Source organism: Ruegeria sp. AB6 (genome assembly GCF_056542685.1).
Map to the genome: position 1 here is coordinate 20,282 of NZ_JBQGAD010000006.1, position 15,443 is coordinate 35,724.

14 protein-coding genes and 1 tRNA gene are annotated in these 15,443 nt (G+C 58.2%); 7 read left to right on the plus strand and 8 right to left on the minus strand.

What is annotated here, in order from left to right; all coding sequences use genetic code 11:
• Positions 1 to 49 precede the first annotated feature (49 nt).
• The 3 genes from ACR0DB_RS13380 to ACR0DB_RS13390 all read right to left on the minus strand — a co-directional run bounded on the left by ACR0DB_RS13380 (position 50) and on the right by ACR0DB_RS13390 (position 3,414).
• Positions 50 to 1,072: an aspartate-semialdehyde dehydrogenase gene (locus tag ACR0DB_RS13380; protein ID WP_480551504.1), complete on the minus strand. Its 1,023-nt coding sequence runs from the start codon at positions 1,070 to 1,072 to the stop codon at positions 50 to 52.
• A 111-nt stretch (positions 1,073 to 1,183) separates the two neighbouring features.
• Entirely contained in the window at positions 1,184 to 2,218 is a 1,035-nt protein-coding gene (locus ACR0DB_RS13385) for a glycosyltransferase family 4 protein (RefSeq protein WP_480551506.1), read from the minus strand.
• 23 nt (positions 2,219 to 2,241) lie between these two features.
• Positions 2,242 to 3,414: an MFS transporter gene (locus ACR0DB_RS13390; RefSeq protein WP_170790163.1), complete on the minus strand. Its 1,173-nt coding sequence runs from the start codon at positions 3,412 to 3,414 to the stop codon at positions 2,242 to 2,244.
• A gap of 141 nt (positions 3,415 to 3,555) precedes the next feature.
• On the opposite strand from ACR0DB_RS13390, the gene ACR0DB_RS13395 reads away from it, so the two are divergent.
• Positions 3,556 to 4,698: a DUF3095 domain-containing protein gene (locus ACR0DB_RS13395; protein WP_480551508.1), complete on the plus strand. Its 1,143-nt coding sequence runs from the start codon at positions 3,556 to 3,558 to the stop codon at positions 4,696 to 4,698.
• Between the two features lie 4 nt (positions 4,699 to 4,702).
• On the opposite strand, the gene ACR0DB_RS13400 is transcribed toward ACR0DB_RS13395, so the two are convergent.
• Together ACR0DB_RS13400 and ACR0DB_RS13405 are read right to left on the minus strand one after the other, a co-directional pair.
• A complete protein-coding gene (locus ACR0DB_RS13400) occupies positions 4,703 to 5,473 on the minus strand; it encodes an HpcH/HpaI aldolase family protein (protein ID WP_480551510.1) in 771 nt (256 codons plus the stop codon).
• 10 nt (positions 5,474 to 5,483) lie between these two features.
• Positions 5,484 to 6,896: a pyridoxal phosphate-dependent decarboxylase family protein gene (locus ACR0DB_RS13405; protein WP_480551832.1), complete on the minus strand. Its 1,413-nt coding sequence runs from the start codon at positions 6,894 to 6,896 to the stop codon at positions 5,484 to 5,486.
• Between the two features lie 205 nt (positions 6,897 to 7,101).
• On the opposite strand from ACR0DB_RS13405, the gene hpaR reads away from it, so the two are divergent.
• The gene (gene hpaR / locus ACR0DB_RS13410) at positions 7,102 to 7,536 is read left to right on the plus strand and encodes a homoprotocatechuate degradation operon regulator HpaR (RefSeq protein WP_170771204.1); all 435 of its coding nucleotides are present in this window, start codon (positions 7,102 to 7,104) and stop codon (positions 7,534 to 7,536) included.
• 458 nt (positions 7,537 to 7,994) lie between these two features.
• Positions 7,995 to 8,693, plus strand: coding sequence for a fumarylacetoacetate hydrolase family protein (locus ACR0DB_RS13415; RefSeq protein ID WP_480551512.1), 699 nt, complete (start codon positions 7,995 to 7,997; stop codon positions 8,691 to 8,693).
• A gap of 3 nt (positions 8,694 to 8,696) precedes the next feature.
• Here the strand turns inward: ACR0DB_RS13415 and ACR0DB_RS13420 are convergent, their stop codons facing one another.
• Positions 8,697 to 9,908: a winged helix-turn-helix domain-containing protein gene (locus ACR0DB_RS13420; RefSeq protein WP_480551514.1), complete on the minus strand. Its 1,212-nt coding sequence runs from the start codon at positions 9,906 to 9,908 to the stop codon at positions 8,697 to 8,699.
• 4 nt (positions 9,909 to 9,912) lie between these two features.
• Positions 9,913 to 10,938, minus strand: a complete 1,026-nt coding sequence (locus ACR0DB_RS13425; RefSeq protein WP_480551516.1) for a LacI family DNA-binding transcriptional regulator — start codon at positions 10,936 to 10,938, stop codon at positions 9,913 to 9,915.
• Between the two features lie 114 nt (positions 10,939 to 11,052).
• Between ACR0DB_RS13425 and ACR0DB_RS13430 the strand changes: the two genes are divergently transcribed.
• The 4 genes from ACR0DB_RS13430 to ACR0DB_RS13445 all read left to right on the plus strand — a co-directional run bounded on the left by ACR0DB_RS13430 (position 11,053) and on the right by ACR0DB_RS13445 (position 14,162).
• Positions 11,053 to 11,129, plus strand: a tRNA-Arg gene (locus ACR0DB_RS13430).
• A 155-nt stretch (positions 11,130 to 11,284) separates the two neighbouring features.
• Positions 11,285 to 12,142, plus strand: coding sequence for a hypothetical protein (locus ACR0DB_RS13435; RefSeq protein WP_480551518.1), 858 nt, complete (start codon positions 11,285 to 11,287; stop codon positions 12,140 to 12,142).
• Positions 12,139 to 12,609 carry a plasmid mobilization protein gene (locus tag ACR0DB_RS13440; protein ID WP_480551520.1) on the plus strand — a complete coding sequence of 157 codons (471 nt, stop codon included), beginning with the start codon at positions 12,139 to 12,141 and terminating at the stop codon, positions 12,607 to 12,609. Before ACR0DB_RS13435 ends, ACR0DB_RS13440 begins: the two co-directional genes overlap by 4 nt.
• Entirely contained in the window at positions 12,606 to 14,162 is a 1,557-nt protein-coding gene (locus ACR0DB_RS13445) for a relaxase family protein (protein ID WP_480551522.1), read from the plus strand. Before ACR0DB_RS13440 ends, ACR0DB_RS13445 begins: the two co-directional genes overlap by 4 nt.
• A 22-nt stretch (positions 14,163 to 14,184) precedes the next feature.
• Here the strand turns inward: ACR0DB_RS13445 and ACR0DB_RS13450 are convergent, their stop codons facing one another.
• Entirely contained in the window at positions 14,185 to 15,348 is a 1,164-nt protein-coding gene (locus ACR0DB_RS13450; RefSeq protein ID WP_480551524.1) for an RES family NAD+ phosphorylase, read from the minus strand.
• Positions 15,349 to 15,443: the final 95 nt, after the last annotated feature.

Genomic DNA, 15,443 nt, shown 5'->3' on the forward strand with positions numbered 1-15,443 from the left:
AAACCCCGCTGCGTCGACAGCGGGGTTTCTCTGTGACTGTAGACTGACCTCAGCCTTTTTTCAAAACCTCACGGCCCAGCAGCTCAGCAATCTGTACTGCGTTCAACGCCGCACCTTTGCGCAGGTTGTCGGACACACACCACAGGTTGATGCCGTTCTCGATGGTCGAATCCTGACGAATGCGGCTGATGAAGGTGGCGAAATCGCCCGCACATTCGATGGGCGAGACGTAGCCACCGGGTTCGCGCTTGTCGATCACCATGATGCCCGGTGCCTCGCGCAGGATGTCGCGGGCTTCGTCTTCGTCCAAGAATTCCTCGAATTCGATATTCACGGCCTCGGAGTGGCCGACGAATACGGGAACGCGGACGCAGGTGGCTGTGACCTTGATCGACGGATCGACGATCTTTTTGGTCTCGACCACCATCTTCCATTCTTCCTTGGTCGAGCCGTCTTCCATGAAGACGTCGATCTGCGGGATGACGTTGAAGGCGATCTGCTTCTGGAACTTCTTGGGTTCAACCTCGGTTGTGGGGTTATAGACCGCTTTGGTCTGATCCCACAGCTCATCCATGCCCTCTTTGCCCGCGCCCGAGACCGACTGATAGGTCGAGACGACAACGCGCTTGATCTTGGCGCGGTCATGCAGCGGCTTCAGAGCGACAACCATTTGCGCGGTCGAGCAGTTGGGGTTGGCGATGATGTTCTTGTTTTTATAGTCGTGAATCGCCTGCGGGTTACATTCCGGCACGATCAGCGGAATGTCGGGGTCGTAGCGATAGAGCGACGAGTTGTCGATCACCACACAACCAGCCGCAGCCGCCTTGGGCGCGTAGACTTTGGTTGCGTCCGAGCCGATGGCGAACAGCGCCATGTCCCAGCCGGTGAAGTCGAAGGTGTCGATGTCCTGGGTGGTTAGTGTCTTGTCGCCAAAGCTAACTTCTGCACCCAACGAACGACGGCTTGCCAACACGGCAAGTTCATCGACCGGGAACTGGCGTTCTGCCAGGATGTTCAGCATTTCGCGGCCCACGTTACCCGTGGCGCCGGCGACAACGACGCGATAGCCCATTTCATGTCTCCAAAGTTAAGGACGCGCGTTCATAGCTGCGTTGCGGCAAAGAAAAAAGGGTTTTCGGGTCAGATTCCGCCCGATGACACCGATTTGACGCGGCGCATCGCCTCAGGTGTCGGTCAAAAGCCGTTCGTAAAGGGCGACAAGGGTCTTTGCTTCGCGATGGATGTCGAAATTCTGCTCGACATGGGTACGGGCGGCGCGGCCGGATTGCGCAAGGGAATCGCGGTTTTCCAGCATCCGGGCGGCGGCATTGGCGAGTGCGGGGATATTGCCGGGCTCCACCACATGGCCCAATGAGGGGTCGGTGACGATCTCAGAGAACGCACCGACATCGGTGGCTACGACGGGTACGCCGCAGGCCATCGCCTCCAACGGGGTCAGGCCGAAGCCTTCCCACCGCTGGGGTGCGATGAAGAGGTCCAGAACCTGATACCATTCGGCGATCTGGTCGACTGTGACCTCGGGCATGAAGAGGATGCGGTCGGACAGGCCCGCCACCGCGACCTTGTCTTTCAATTCGGACAGAAAGGTGGTGTGTTGTTCCGTAGCGCGGCCCATGACGATGCCATGCACATCGTCAAAGCGGCCACACAGATCGATCATTGCATCCACAAAGGCGTCAGTGCCCTTCTGGTGGCGGATGCGGCCATAGCAGCCCAGCAGCAGGCCATCAGGCAGGCCCAGACGGGCGCGCACGGCTGGTTTATCCTCGGGCGGGGTAAAATCCTGTAGATTGATGCCATGCATGATCACCTGTGCATCCCGATCCAGATACCCTGCGGTTTTGCGCGAGGTGGCGACCACGGCGTCCATCTTGTCGATCAGCCATTTGGTATAGCCCGTATGCGCCCGTTGCGACGCGCTGGTGAACAGCAGTTTCAGCCGCAGCCGCAGGATATTGCGCAGAAACAGGCCCAACAGCATCTCGGTATTGCGACGCGCGTGCCAAACGCGCAGCGTTTTACGCGACAGAAAGGGCAGGCGGCCGAGCGGGATATGCGGGATGTCATCCGGTAGGCCCGGACCGGTGGCTGCAATGTCGATCCATTGCACTTGCAACGGCACCAACCGCGCAATCGTCGCCGTCACGCCCGAAAGCCTGCGTTTGAGATTAGGGGCAATGACGCGCGGGTCGGACATGAGGTCTCCTGTCGGGGTCAGCTTCAGTCGACGCTGTCCCGGCTGAATAGATAGATCACGCAGCCAATGGCAAGCGAGATGGCAAAAAAGCCGAATATCGCTGTGTAGGGCGCAGAGGGGCTGATGTCCACCGTGGCCGCATGGACGCGGCCGGTGACAAATTGGGCAAGGCCGACGCCTCCGATCCCGAACAGGTTCAGCAGGGTCACGCCTCGGCCCACTAGGTGTGGAGGAACAAAGGCGCGGCCATGGGCCATGATGACCGGAAAGCTGGCCCCGGTGAACCCGATGACCGAGATCAGTACCACCGATAGCCAGACCGCATTGTCGATCCACAGACACAACAGGGTCAGGGCGACCACGCCCAGCGCGTTGCCGCCAAAGATCACCCATTTCCGCGTCCCCAATATCCGGTCAAGCGGCCCATAAGCGAAGGTGCCCGCAATCATCGACGCGCCCATGATCAGAGTGGCGGTTCCGATCTGTGTGGTGCTGAGGGCGAAGATATCACTCAGATATGGTCCGGCCCAAAGGCCGCGGGTCGCAGCCGACGGTGCATAGGCCACCAACATCAGGGGCAAGATGGCCCAGAGTGCGGGCTGCTTCAGCAGATCCAGAACCGATCCCTTGTGGTCGGTTTCAACGCGTTTGGGATCATGAACTGTGAACAGGATGCCGATGGCGATCACGCCCGAAAACAGGGCCAAAGTGACCATCGTAGCGCGCCAACCCATCAGCTCAACGGCCAGCGCAGTGGGGTAGGAGGCGACCAAATTGCCAACCGACCCAACACCCAGCATCAGGGCGGCCAGCGTGGCAAAACGGGCCGGAGGGTATTCACGGGCGAAGATAAAGTACGAGGCCATCAGGATCGGCGAGCATCCCACTCCGATCAGCCCCATGGCCACGGCAACATGAAAGGGCGTGCTGGCCACGGCAAAGATCAGCGCGCCGCCCGCGCCACCGACCAGCAACAAAACGGTCGAGGTCAGGCGCGGCCCGACCCGATCCAGCGCCCAGCCAACCGGCAGTTGCATGGCGGCAAAGACCAGAAACCAAAGGCCTGAGGCAAAAGCGAGGTCCTCTGGCGTGGCACCGATATCGCGACCCAGATCGACGCTTAGAACAGCCAGAAAAGCACGGAAAAACTGGCTGAGCACGTAGCCCAGACACAACACGACCAAACCTGCCTTCATGAAACGCCCCTTTTGCCATCGGCTGACCGGACATGCTTGGCACGGGACACCGCTGCGCACAAGCACGTGTGTCCTGACGATTTCGCGGGACTTGGGCCGCATTCGGGCTATGTTAAATCATGATTTGAGACCGAGGTATTCATGAAAGACGCCCAGGCCGCCTTCTATGACAGCCTACCCCTTTTGCGCGATTTTTCACGGCTGACCGATCCCGCGCAGTTCTCGGCGCTGCCTGATGATTGGGTTGTGGGGGTTGCGGACATTGTCGACTCGACGGCTGAAATCGCCAAAGGCCGCTATAAGACGGTGAATATGGTTGGCGCGGCTGTGATTTCGGCCATGATCAACGCCATGAAAGGCGCTGAGTTCCCTTATGTGTTTGGCGGCGACGGGGCCGGATTCGCCGTGCCCGCAAGTGCGATGGATGATGCGCGGCAAGCACTGGCAGACCTGCGCCGCTGGGCCGAGGATGAGTTTGGGATCAAGTTGCGCGCCGCATTGACGACGGTCGCCGAAATCCGGCAGGCGGGGAAAGAGTTGCGAGTCGCCCGCTATGCCCCGTCCAGCGGGGTGAATTACGCCATGTTCTCGGGCGGCGGGCTGGCCTGGGCCGAGACGCAGATGAAATCCGGGTCCTCTTCCATCGATCCGTCCGGGCCGGGCGCGCTGCCGGACTTGAACGGCTTGTCCTGCCGATGGTCGAATGTACGGTCGCAGAACGGGCAGATCGTGTCTTTGGTGGTCGAACCCACGGCGCAGGCTACCGAGAGCGATTTTGCCGATCTGGCGCAATCGGTGCTGCGTGCCTCGGAAGAGTTGGAACGGGCGGGCCATCCCGTCCCGGCCGGGGGACCGCCAATGCGCTGGCCACCTCCGGGTTTGGATCTGGACGCGCATGTTTCACGGGCTGGGCGAAATGTAGCTGTGCAAAAGCTGCTTCTGTTGGTCCAAAACCTGCTGATCGCGCTTTTGTTCCGGCGCGGCAAGCCGCTGGGAAATTTCGAGCCTGTCCACTATCGCAACATGGTCAGCAGCAACGCGGATTTCCGCAAGTTTGATGACGGGCTGAAAATGACGCTGGATTGCGACCCGGCCACGCTGGCGCAAATTCGCACGATGCTGGAGCAGGCGCGCGGGCAGGGAAAGATCAAATACGGCCTGCATGCGCAGGATGAGGCGATGATGACCTGTTTTGTACCTTCGGCCACCCGCGACGACCACGTGCATTTCGTGGATGGTGCTTCGGGTGGCTATGCACAGGCGGCGGCTGCGATGCAGGGCTGAAGGGTTACTTCGCTTTCCACTTGGCTGAAAGCGCCCGCGCGGCTTGCGTCAGTAGCATCACGTCTATGCCAACCGCCTGAAACTGTGCACCCATGTCCAGAAACGCCTGAGACGACTCGTCCGTAACTCCCAGAATCCCCGGGGCTTTGCCTGCTGCACGCGTTCGCGCAATCGCATCCGCAATCGCCGCCCGCACCTCGGGCGCGGCACTGTTGCCCTGATAGCCCATGTCGGTGGACAGATCGGCTGGGCCAATAAAGACCCCATCAATACCGTCGACCTTCAGAATATCGTCCAAGGCGGCCAGACCCGCGCGGTTTTCAACCTGAACCAGCAGGCAGATCTGGGCATCTGCGGTGGGAATGTAGTCCGGGATCGTCCCATACATCGTCGCGCGCGAGGCCATGGCACCGACGCCGCGCACGCCCTCGGGTGGATAGCGGCAGGCGCGTACCAGGTCCCGTGCCTGTTCGGCGCTTTCGACCATCGGAACCAGCATTGTTTGCGCCCCCGCATCCAGCACCATTTTGATTAAGGCGGCATCCCCAACCGGAACACGAACCACAGGATGGGTCGGGCTGGCGGACAGGGCCATCAACTGATCCCGGATAGACCGGATATCGTTGGGCGCGTGCTCGCCATCGATGACCAGCCAGTCGAACCCGGCGCTTCCCATGATCTCGGCGGTGACGGCCTCGGCAAAACTGGTCCAGCAGCCGATCAACCTTTCGCCGTTAATGAGAGCCTGTTTGAACGAATTTAACGGTGCGGGCATGATCAATCCTTTAGGTCAGAGAGCGGGCGATTTCGGTGATGACATCGTAAGCCACGCGTACATCATCTTCGGTCGTTTCAAACTGTCCGGCTTGGAACCGGATGGTCAGGTTGCCGTCCACTCGGGTTTGGGTCAGGTAAATACGACCGTCGTCATTGATGGCGTTTACAAGCCGCAGGTTCAGATCGTCCAAATCAACCGCACCGTCCGGGGCATAACGAAAGGTCCATAGCGACCACATCGGTTTCGTGGTGATTTCGAAATCCGGCTCGGTGGCCAGACGGTCATGCAAGTCCACAGACCAGTTTACATGATTGCGCAGTCGGGTGCGCAACCCCTCAAGCCCATAGGCGCGGATCACGAACCAAAGCTTCAGCGCCCGGAATCGCCGCCCCAAAGGCACCGACCATTCCGAATAGTTGATAATCCCGTCCTTGCCGTGGGTTTTCAGAAATTCTGGGCTGATCGCCAAGGTCTGCACCAGATCTTCAGGGTTTTTCAGAAAATGCGCGCAGCAGTCGAATTGGACGCCCAGCCATTTATGCGGGTTGAACACGATGCTATCGGCGCGCTCGACCCCCTGCCAATAGTGGCGGTATTCCGGGCAGATCATCGCCGACCCCGCCCACGCCGCATCTACGTGGGTGTAGAGCCCGTATTTGGCGGCGACCTTCAGGCATTCTTCGACCGGGTCGGTACCGCCGACACTGGTGCCGCCAACCGACAGAATGACCCCCGCCGGATGCAAACCGGAGTCTAAATCAGATTGAATCGCCTGTTCCAACGCCACAGGATCCATGCCGCGCCAGTCACCTTTGGTCAGGACGCGCACCAAATTCTGCTGCCCGATCCCTGCGACCCAGATCGCCCGGTCAATCGAGGTATGCACCTCGGCCGAGCAATAGACGCGCAAGGGTTTCTGTGCAAACAGCCCCTGTTGATTGCCCTGCCACGACAGGGCCTTTTCGCGCATGGTCAGCACCGCAGCCAGCGTCGCGGATGAGGCGGAGTCCTGGATCACGCCGGCGAACCCTGTGGGCAGGTCCAGCGCGTGACGCAGCCATTCCATCATCCGCGTTTCCATCTCGGTCGCCGCGGGTGAAGTCTGCCACAGCATGCATTGCGCTGCGATCGCGCTGGTCAGAAACTCGGCCAGCACCGAGGGCGGAGAAGTGTTTGCGTTGAAATATGCGAAAAACCGGGGATGTTGCCAATGTGTGATGCCCGGCATGACGATCTGTTCGAAGTCCTGAAAGATGTCCTCGATAGGCTGCGCTTGCTCGGGCGGAAGTTCTGGCAAGGCATTCAGGATGTCGCCTGGCTCGGTCTGCGCGCGTACTGGCTTATCTTTGACGGTTTGGTGATAGTCCTGCGCCCATCTGGCGGCTTTCTCGCCCCACTCTGCAAAGGAATCCCAATCCATGTCCTGCCCCATGTGATGTACCATCTTCGGGTTTTCGTCGGAAAACCCGCGATGCCAGTGGTGGCTATCGGGCGAAAAAGGTCAATCCAAATCGCCGAAAAAAGGGTTGCGAACTTTTCGTCTAGAGAGGAGTTTGCAAATAAATTCAATCATCTTAATTATTGAGTTTGGTTGCAGTTTTTGGGAATTTCGTTCAAGATTTCATATGTCCAGAGATTTGCCACTGACTTCCCGCTCTTTGCCGATTGCGCTGCTTCGGGCGCGTGAAAGGGTCATGGGGCCGATCCGTCGCATGTTGGCGGATGTCGGCGTGACCGAGCAACAATGGCGTGTGTTGCGTGTTCTCAAGGAAGATGGCCCGCAAGAACCAACCCATATCGCCGAGCGAGCCTGTCTTCTTCTGCCCAGCCTGACCCGCATCCTGCAGAAGCTTGAGGCCAAAGGGCTGATCCGTCGACACGTGCACCCTGTCGACAAACGCCGCCAGATTGTAGAGATCACGGCAGCTGGGGATAAGATCATCCAGGACAATATCAACCTCATCCTGCAAGAGGCCGAAGGCATTCGCATCCAACTTGGCCCCGAGCGCCATGAGGCTTTGCTGGACTTGTTGAACGACCTGCACGATCTGAAATCCTGACCTCAAAAAACGCAGTCCCGCCAGAGGTATGGGGGGCGCCCTCTGGCGGGGTTGGCCAGACCAAGACTGGACTGCGTGTCTGGCCCACAAGCAGATGCCCCGGGACGATCCGGGCGATCGGCTTGTGTTTCGGATAACCTGCCAACCTAGAATAAGGTGTACGTACGGTCCTGAGACCCTTGGGTGAGTAGCCTCTGACCGAGGCGATCCGAAACTAGTCTACCGCAAATGTGTTAGTGCGGTGATCTTGTGTTGCGCGAGACCCGCCCATCCCATAGCGCGGCGCTCAGGCACATCGTATTGATGTCATGCGTTTATACGCATAATCTAGCCTATCTCGGCGGATTTCCAAGATGTGAAACCGGATTGTGAACCAGGTTGAGTTGACGGCAGTCATCTGCTTGCCCTGCGCGTGGGGTCGCCTAATATGCCCGAAACCAAGCAGACCCGAGACTCATATGGCCGATACTTTGTTTTCCCTGCCCAAGCCGGTTGTTATACCGGTTCAGGGGCTTTCCACCCCCTATCCTGTTGGCCGGATATTCTGCGTTGGACGCAATTATGCCGCCCATGCCGCAGAGATGGGCCATGAAGTGGATCGTGAGGCACCGTTCTATTTCACCAAATCCGCGGCAAACGCGATCCTGACCGGCGCAACCGTGCCATATCCACCGGGAACTGAGAATTTCCATCATGAGATGGAATTGGCGGTCGCCATTGGCGCGCCCGTGTTTCAAGCGTCGAAATCCCAAGCGACCGAGGCGGTCTATGCCTATGGATGCGCGCTGGATATGACGCGGCGTGACCTGCAAATCCGGGAGCGGAACAAGCAGCGCCCTTGGGATTTGGGCAAGGACCTAGAAAACGGCTCGGTGTTTGCCCCTCTGACCCGCGCCACGGACTGGTCGCCCAGCGATGACAAGCGGATCCATCTGAACGTCAACGGCGAAACCCGTCAGGATGCCACACTGCATGAGCTGATCTGGAAGATCGACGAGATCATCAGCCATCTTTCTGGTTACTACCATCTGCGCCCAGGTGACTTGATCATGACCGGAACACCGGCAGGGGTAGGACCAGTTCAGGCAGGCGACGTGCTGGAGGGCGGCATTGACGGGCTGCATCCAATCCGCCTAACGCTAACTGAGGCAGAATAGATCCTAAACAGGGTCTTTCAGCCATTTACCGACAAACTCGATCCGCGTCAGACCGGTAAATCTGCGCACTCTGTCCAACTCGGCCTCAAGGCGTCGGGTGCGCGCATCCGTCCAACGCACGCCACGTTCCGGCCACAGCGCGGTGACGCGCAGGACATCCTGATCCCGATGAGCTTTCATATCGATCCGACCCACCATCCTGTCCCCTTCAAGCAAGGGAAAGACGTAATAGCCATATTTGCGTTTGGGGGCAGGCACGAAAACCTCGATCCGATAGTGAAAATCAAACAGTCGCTCAGCCCTGTTGCGATCCCGCAACATTGGATCAAACGGGCTGAGAACCCGCATCCGACCAGGGGCCGAGGGCAGGTTTGTTGGATCGGGCCATTCTGGCCGTGTTATCACTTTCCGCGCGCGCCCGTCGGCGCAAGTGACTTCGATTTCCTCGGCATGGCCTTTGATTAGAGCGTGTTTGACCCATTCCCGAGCCTCAGACGCGCTGACCGTATCCCAGAATGCAGCCAGTTCCCCGGATGTTGCAAAGCCCAATCGGTCCAGCGCAGCGTTGCACAACCAGTCGACGGTCTGCTCTACGTCACAAGGCAGGTTGCCAGGGCAAAGATGGGTTTCGATCACCCGCTCAGTCAGATCATAGCGCTTCTGAAACCCCTGACGGCCCACAACGGCCAGTGCGCCGGACCGCCACAGGAATTCCAGCGCCGTTTTCGAGGGGTGCCAGTCCCACCATCCGCCCGAGCCTTTTTTCTCGTCCTTGCCGACATCCGAGGACGAAACTGGCCCGTGGTCGCGGATATGGGTCAGCACCGATTCAAACTGTTGCTCGAACCCATCCCGCCGCCAGTTCTTCCAGCGCGATTTCAACAGGGCTGCGTCGCGCTGAAACCGCAGGTGCCAATGGGGGTAGAACGCCATCGGAATTACGGCGGCGTCATGGGTCCAGTGTTCAAATAGGACACGATCTTGTTCATACAGCCGACTGAGGTTGCGCGCCCGATAGCTGGGCCTGCGCGAGAACAGGATCATGTCATGGGCCCGTGCGACGGTGTTGATGCTGTCCAGTTGCACAAAGCCCAGACGCTGGATCAACTCCAATAGGTCCGCACCCTTGGCATTGCCCGAGGGCCGTTCCAGCAACGCGTGCCGATCCATGAACAGCGCCCGCGCTGCGCGGTTGTCCAGCCGTCGCAACGCCATGGTGTTAGCGCCGCTTCAGAGTGTCGCCAAAGCTGATTTTGGGGGTCAGGGTCACGCGGTTTTCGATCTCGGCTTCCGGGTCGGCCAGTTGCGTCGCTATGATTTCGGCAGCCTTGCGCCCGATCTCAAGCCGGCAGGCGTCCATTGTAGCTAGCTTGCGCGGCAGGCCCTGCAACAGCTCGACATTGTTGAACCCAGCCAGCCCGATCTGTCCTGGCACGTCGATGCCCTGATCCAGCAGGTATAGCAACCCGCCCGCGCCGATCATGTCGTTGGAATAGTACAGAAAATCCAGCTCGGGTGAGCGTTCCAGCATCGCTTGTGTCATCTCGCGGCCCTTGGCCAGAGCCGAACCACCTGAATAGAACTCGCGGTCTTCAATCTCGATTCCGTTCTTGCCCAGCACTTCAGTGAAGCCTTCGAACCGTTTGCGGGCGCGGTGGTCCAGCGGCATCTTGGTGCCCATAAAGCCGATATGTTCATACCCCGCCTTCAGGATCGCCTGCGCCATCTCGCGCCCTGCACGCCGATGGGAAATACCCACCATCGCATCTACGGGCTTACCGTCGGTATCCATGATTTCAACAACCGGAATCCCCGCAGAATCCAACATCGCGCGGGCCGCCTCGGTATGTTCCAGCCCTGCAATGATCACGCCCGAAGGTCGCCACGAGAGCATCTCGTACAGTACTTTTTCCTCTTTTTCAGGCAAATAATCCGTGACGCCGACAACAGGCTGCAACTCGGTATCTTCCAGCACCTGGTTGATCCCGGTCAGCACCTCGGGGAAGACCATGTTCGACAGCGAGGGGATGATGACTGCTACCAGATTCACCCGGCTCGACGCCAGCGCGCCCGCGATCTTGTTGGGCACGTACCCCAGCTCTTTCGCCGCAGCCAAAACGCGGGTGCGGGTGGCATCGGACACATCGCCCCGGTTGCGCAGAACCCGGCTGACCGTCATCTCGGACACCCCCGACGCTTCTGAGACATCACGAAGGGTAAGCGGGCGTTTTGTTTCTGTTGTCACGAGGGCACCTGCGTCGTTGTTTTGAGGAATGGTAGCGTGAACAGGGCGCAATTTACAACTGCCCATCAAAGCCCATGACAACCCCGAAAAACCAAGCTAGAGAGAGGCTTGCGCGGCCCCGTGGCTCAACTGGATAGAGCAGCCCCCTCCTAAGGGGCAGGTTGCAGGTTCGAATCCTGCCGGGGTCGCCAAAACCACCTGAAAAATATGGCTTATTTACAGGGCTTTGTGCGGAAGCCTGCGAAAAGTCCCGTTGGCTTTCGCGGCGAAATCGGCTGAAACGGCCGATTTCTCGTACAAAACCTGTACAAAATTCGCACGTTTGTGCGTATTTCGGGGGCCGAACATGAGCCGCCATAGCTTTGATCCCGAAATTGCCGGACGTGTTGGCCTGAACGCGGCGGTGATTTTCCAGAACATCACCTTCTGGATCGAGAAGAACCGAGCCAACCGCCGCAACCTGCGCGACGGGCGGTATTGGACCTACAATTCAATTTCGGCCTTTGGTGAGTTGTTCCCCTATTTGAGCGAAAAGCAGATCCGCACAGCGCTCGAAAAACTGGTCAGCGCAGATCTGATCATCAAGGGCAATTTCAGCGATGATCGCTATGACCGGACCTGTTGGTATGCCTTGGGCAACTCCATTTGCCCAAATGGGCAAATCGATCGGACCGAAAGGGAAAATGATGCATTTGCCTCTGAGGGCAAACCATCTGCCCCAGAGGGCAAATCCTATAAGAACAGATATAAACCATATCAAAAACCAAATCCTTCGCACGCGAAGGCGGCGGTGGAGGATGATGTTTCTGAGAAGATTTTGTCCGCCTATCCGGAGGATCGCATTCGCGGGAAAGCGATTTGCCTCTCACAGATCCGCCAAGCATTGGCCGACGGCGTGGATGCCAAAGACCTCGAGGACGCCGTGCGGGCCTATGCGAGTGAGAGCGAAGGTTTCACACGATCCAAGGTGTGCTTCTCCGACAATTGGTTCTCCTCTGGCCGCTGGCTGAAATACCTTCAGGACGCCGAGGAGGCGCGAGAAGCTGGCAAAGCCAAAGAGGCCGAACTGCTGAAAGGCTTGGCCGACTGGGTCACAGATCGTCACCCGCTGTGCCGCCACATAACGCCCGGCCAAGTGACGGCTTTGCTGGCGGCAAACCTGGTCAGCCCCGCTGAAATCGAGGCGGCGGGGCTCAGAGCATGAGTGCGACCGATCCCCACGAAGAGCAGAGAGCAAGGTTACCCACCGATTACATCGGCGGGACTTGTGAGGGGCGGCAAGCCTCCCCTTCAAACCCCAACCAGACGCGCGCAAGCGGCGTCAAAGAGGGCCTTTCCGAGAGCGTGATCTTTCGATGCACCCCGTCGGAAAAGGCAGCGCTTGTGGCCAAGGCGCACGCCGCCGGCTTGCCCAATGCCACGCTGATGCGCGAGGCCTTGGGGCTTGTCGAGGCACGTCGACGCAAGCCCGTCCCCCGAGTTGACCCGAAACTGACCTTTGCGATTGCCCGCGTCGGCGGCAACCTCAATCAGCTCTCCCGCTGGATCAACGGCGCGGTCAAATCCGGTCGTGCGAGCCAGATCGATGCGCTTCAGGTCACGGCTCAGCTGGTGGTCATCGAACGGCAGATGGCGCAGATCGTAGCGGCGCACACAGGCGGTGGCGCATGATCATTTCGTTTTTCTCCACTGGCACCGGTGGCGGTGCGGCCCCCATTGACTATCTGACAGCGCGTGAAGTTCTGGCCTATGACGAGAACCGCAACCTCATCCGCGACGTCACCGGTGAACCGCAAACCAAGATTCGCGACCTGCTGCCCGAGGTGCTGCACGGCAATCCCGATCAGACCCGCGACCTGATCAATGCGAGCCCCAACAAGTGGAGCTACACGGCAGGTGTGATCAGCTTTGCCGACAGCGACGATCCCAGTCCCGCCGCCCAGCAAGAGGCCATCGAGCTATTTGAGGCTCTGGCCTTTGCTGGGCTGGACAGGGATCAATACGACTGCCTTTGGGTGCGCCACTCGCATGAGGGCAACGTCGAGCTCCACTTCTGCACGCCACGCCTTGAACTCAGCACCGGCAAAGCGCTGAACATCGCGCCGCCAGGCCATGAGACCGCCTTTTCCAGCCTGCGCGATCTGTTGAACAAGACGCACGGTTGGGCAGACCCTTTGGATCCAGTCCGCGCCCGAGAAGTGAGGGCGACGATTGAAGCGCCAACGCGCGCACAGGGGCGTGAGGCGCTGCACGATTGGATCCTCGATCAGATCAGCGTCGGCACCATTACTGACCGTGCCAGTATGATCGATGCTTTGGCCGATGCGGGCTTCGAGATCCCCCGTGCCAGCAAAAATTACATCACCGCCAAAGACCCGGACACCGGCGAGCGCTGGCGCTTGAAAGGAGAGATTTTCCATGACGACTGGCAAGCCGAACCGCCTCGCCGAGAAATTGAACGCGGACCTGGAGACGATCCGCAGCGAACACGCCGCCTTGATGGCATCTCAGCTGGAGAGCTTCAGGAGCGGTTTCAGCAACATTGCGACCAGCGCGCTGCATACAATCGAGACCGATATCAGGTTCTTTCTGAGCGACAGCAAGAGCGAGTTGGAGAGGCGGAGCGAGACGATCAGGCGTTGGCTGACGATCTCACCCTGGGTGATCGTGGGGATGGTCTCAGCCTGGATCGCGGCAGTACTGATCGCGAGTTGGTTTTGGACGGGCTTGATCACGTGCTCGGAGATGACGCGGCTTGGCCTGACACGGATCGAACAGTCCGGGCAGACATGGGTGACGCTGGACCCGAACCGGACCGAACTGAAGACCTGCACGATGGCGGGGACGCCCATCATCTGCATCGAGATCAAGGAGCCTTAGATGACGCAGCCCCTGACAGCATTGGAGCGCGAATTGCTCGCATCCGTCGAACGGTTGGTGACGGCCTGCGAGAGCTCAGCCACGGAATTGCACGCCTTAGAGAAACGCTCGACCAGCAGGATCGAGAAGGAGCTAACTGGTTTGAAAGGCTGCGCGACCTTGCTAATTCGTTCACAAGCCGCATCCATGAGGGCCTTGCAGGGATTGCTGAACGACGAAACGAACTACAAGACGCTGGACGAGAACTTGGCGCAAAGCTTGAACTTAGCGAAAGCCGCCGCCGAGAGATTGAGGGACAGTTAGACAGCCAGAAGCCGCATGGGGAGCGGGGGTTGCGACACTAAGCAATGCCTGAGTTGAGTGACCTCAAAAATCCGACGGAGTTTCCGTCGCAACCTCTGAAAAGGAGTAGCGCAGGCCGTCAACGCGCCTGACATAAGACTGGTCCTCATCAAATTCGAATTTGGCCGCGTCAAAAACACATATATTTCGGCCAGCCCCAACCGAGCTACCAAATGCTATACCGTCAAAGCCTCGACGAATTAAGCAATCAGACAAGAGTTGCGTTACAGCATAACGATGCCGTTCTTCTGGAACGACGGGCGTGCGAAGAAGGGCGTCAACGTGATGGACGATGGAAAAATCGTCAAGTCGCCGATCACATGAGGCAAACCTTGATATCGGTTGATCAAAACTGGCGATCCGCAAACGTTCGGTTGAACGAAAGCCGCCAACAGAGATCAAATGCCCAGGATGTGGTCGGATTTCAGATAGAGCGGTATCGACATCACTCGCCAGATACAGCACCGAAACACCTTGGCGATTTGCCCGTCCTGCGTTTGCAGAAGGGGGTGGGAGAGCTCCAATTTCGTTACGTTTGAATGGCACGGCTATATGCGTAACTTGGCCCAGACCGACGTGATAAGATTCTTCACTGACTCCTGTTCTTGAGCGAAACCAAAGGCTTCCTTCTTCAATCCAATAGTCAAGATCATTCTCGACACGGGACAGCAGAGCGTCCATTTCCGGTTCAATCAAATGAAAATTCTTGTACGTCAGACCCTGCTCTATGTCCCGCAATGGCCTACAGATGGTTTCTTGAAGAGAAAATTGAAGCCCCCGTATCCCATCTTCATCGCTGCCTGCATATAGACAAATTCCTTTATCATAATCGGGATAGACCCCGCCTTCCTCCTCAATTCGTATGGTAAAAGCATCCGCGTATTCATCCGAGGTGGCATTGCTCACCAGTGGATTTTCCTCAGACAACAGAAGGCTTTGGACCGAAGTTCCTCCCCAGTGGTGGTTGTATCGATCTTCATTATAGTGAAACCTGATCAACGCCCTAAAAAGATTCACCATTTGCTGAAAATTCTTAGGATTGAAGACCTTTTCGGAAGCGGACGCGCAAATGCCACAAACGCCTTCCGCCAAGTCACTCTCGATCAGCGCTATGATCTCAGGGTGCTTTGCGCAATTTGCGCAAAGACTAACGCTGTCATCATCCCAAGTGTTTTCTTGTTCAATCATTCAGTAATCCTCCACCTTAGAAAGGTCCGGTGTTGTAAAGTTCATCAAACCAAATGCAGTATTTCACAAATTTGTGCGGCTGATATTCACTAGGC

Excerpts from the sequence above, each read along its gene's own strand:
- ACR0DB_RS13420 (WP_480551514.1), bottom strand. The coding sequence starts at position 9,908 with ATGGCGTTGCGACGGCTGGACAACCGCGCAGCGCGGGCGCTGTTCATG.
- ACR0DB_RS13395 (WP_480551508.1), top strand. The coding sequence starts at position 3,556 with ATGAAAGACGCCCAGGCCGCCTTCTATGACAGCCTACCCCTTTTGCGC.
- ACR0DB_RS13400 (WP_480551510.1), bottom strand. The coding sequence starts at position 5,473 with ATGCCCGCACCGTTAAATTCGTTCAAACAGGCTCTCATTAACGGCGAA.
- ACR0DB_RS13380 (WP_480551504.1), bottom strand. The coding sequence starts at position 1,072 with ATGGGCTATCGCGTCGTTGTCGCCGGCGCCACGGGTAACGTGGGCCGC.
- ACR0DB_RS13385 (WP_480551506.1), bottom strand. The coding sequence starts at position 2,218 with ATGTCCGACCCGCGCGTCATTGCCCCTAATCTCAAACGCAGGCTTTCG.
- ACR0DB_RS13445 (WP_480551522.1), top strand. The coding sequence starts at position 12,606 with ATGATCATTTCGTTTTTCTCCACTGGCACCGGTGGCGGTGCGGCCCCC.
- ACR0DB_RS13415 (WP_480551512.1), top strand. The coding sequence starts at position 7,995 with ATGGCCGATACTTTGTTTTCCCTGCCCAAGCCGGTTGTTATACCGGTT.
- ACR0DB_RS13440 (WP_480551520.1), top strand. The coding sequence starts at position 12,139 with ATGAGTGCGACCGATCCCCACGAAGAGCAGAGAGCAAGGTTACCCACC.
- ACR0DB_RS13405 (WP_480551832.1), bottom strand. The coding sequence starts at position 6,896 with ATGGATTGGGATTCCTTTGCAGAGTGGGGCGAGAAAGCCGCCAGATGG.
- hpaR (WP_170771204.1), top strand. The coding sequence starts at position 7,102 with ATGTCCAGAGATTTGCCACTGACTTCCCGCTCTTTGCCGATTGCGCTG.
- ACR0DB_RS13390 (WP_170790163.1), bottom strand. The coding sequence starts at position 3,414 with ATGAAGGCAGGTTTGGTCGTGTTGTGTCTGGGCTACGTGCTCAGCCAG.
- ACR0DB_RS13435 (WP_480551518.1), top strand. The coding sequence starts at position 11,285 with ATGAGCCGCCATAGCTTTGATCCCGAAATTGCCGGACGTGTTGGCCTG.
- ACR0DB_RS13450 (WP_480551524.1), bottom strand. The coding sequence starts at position 15,348 with ATGATTGAACAAGAAAACACTTGGGATGATGACAGCGTTAGTCTTTGC.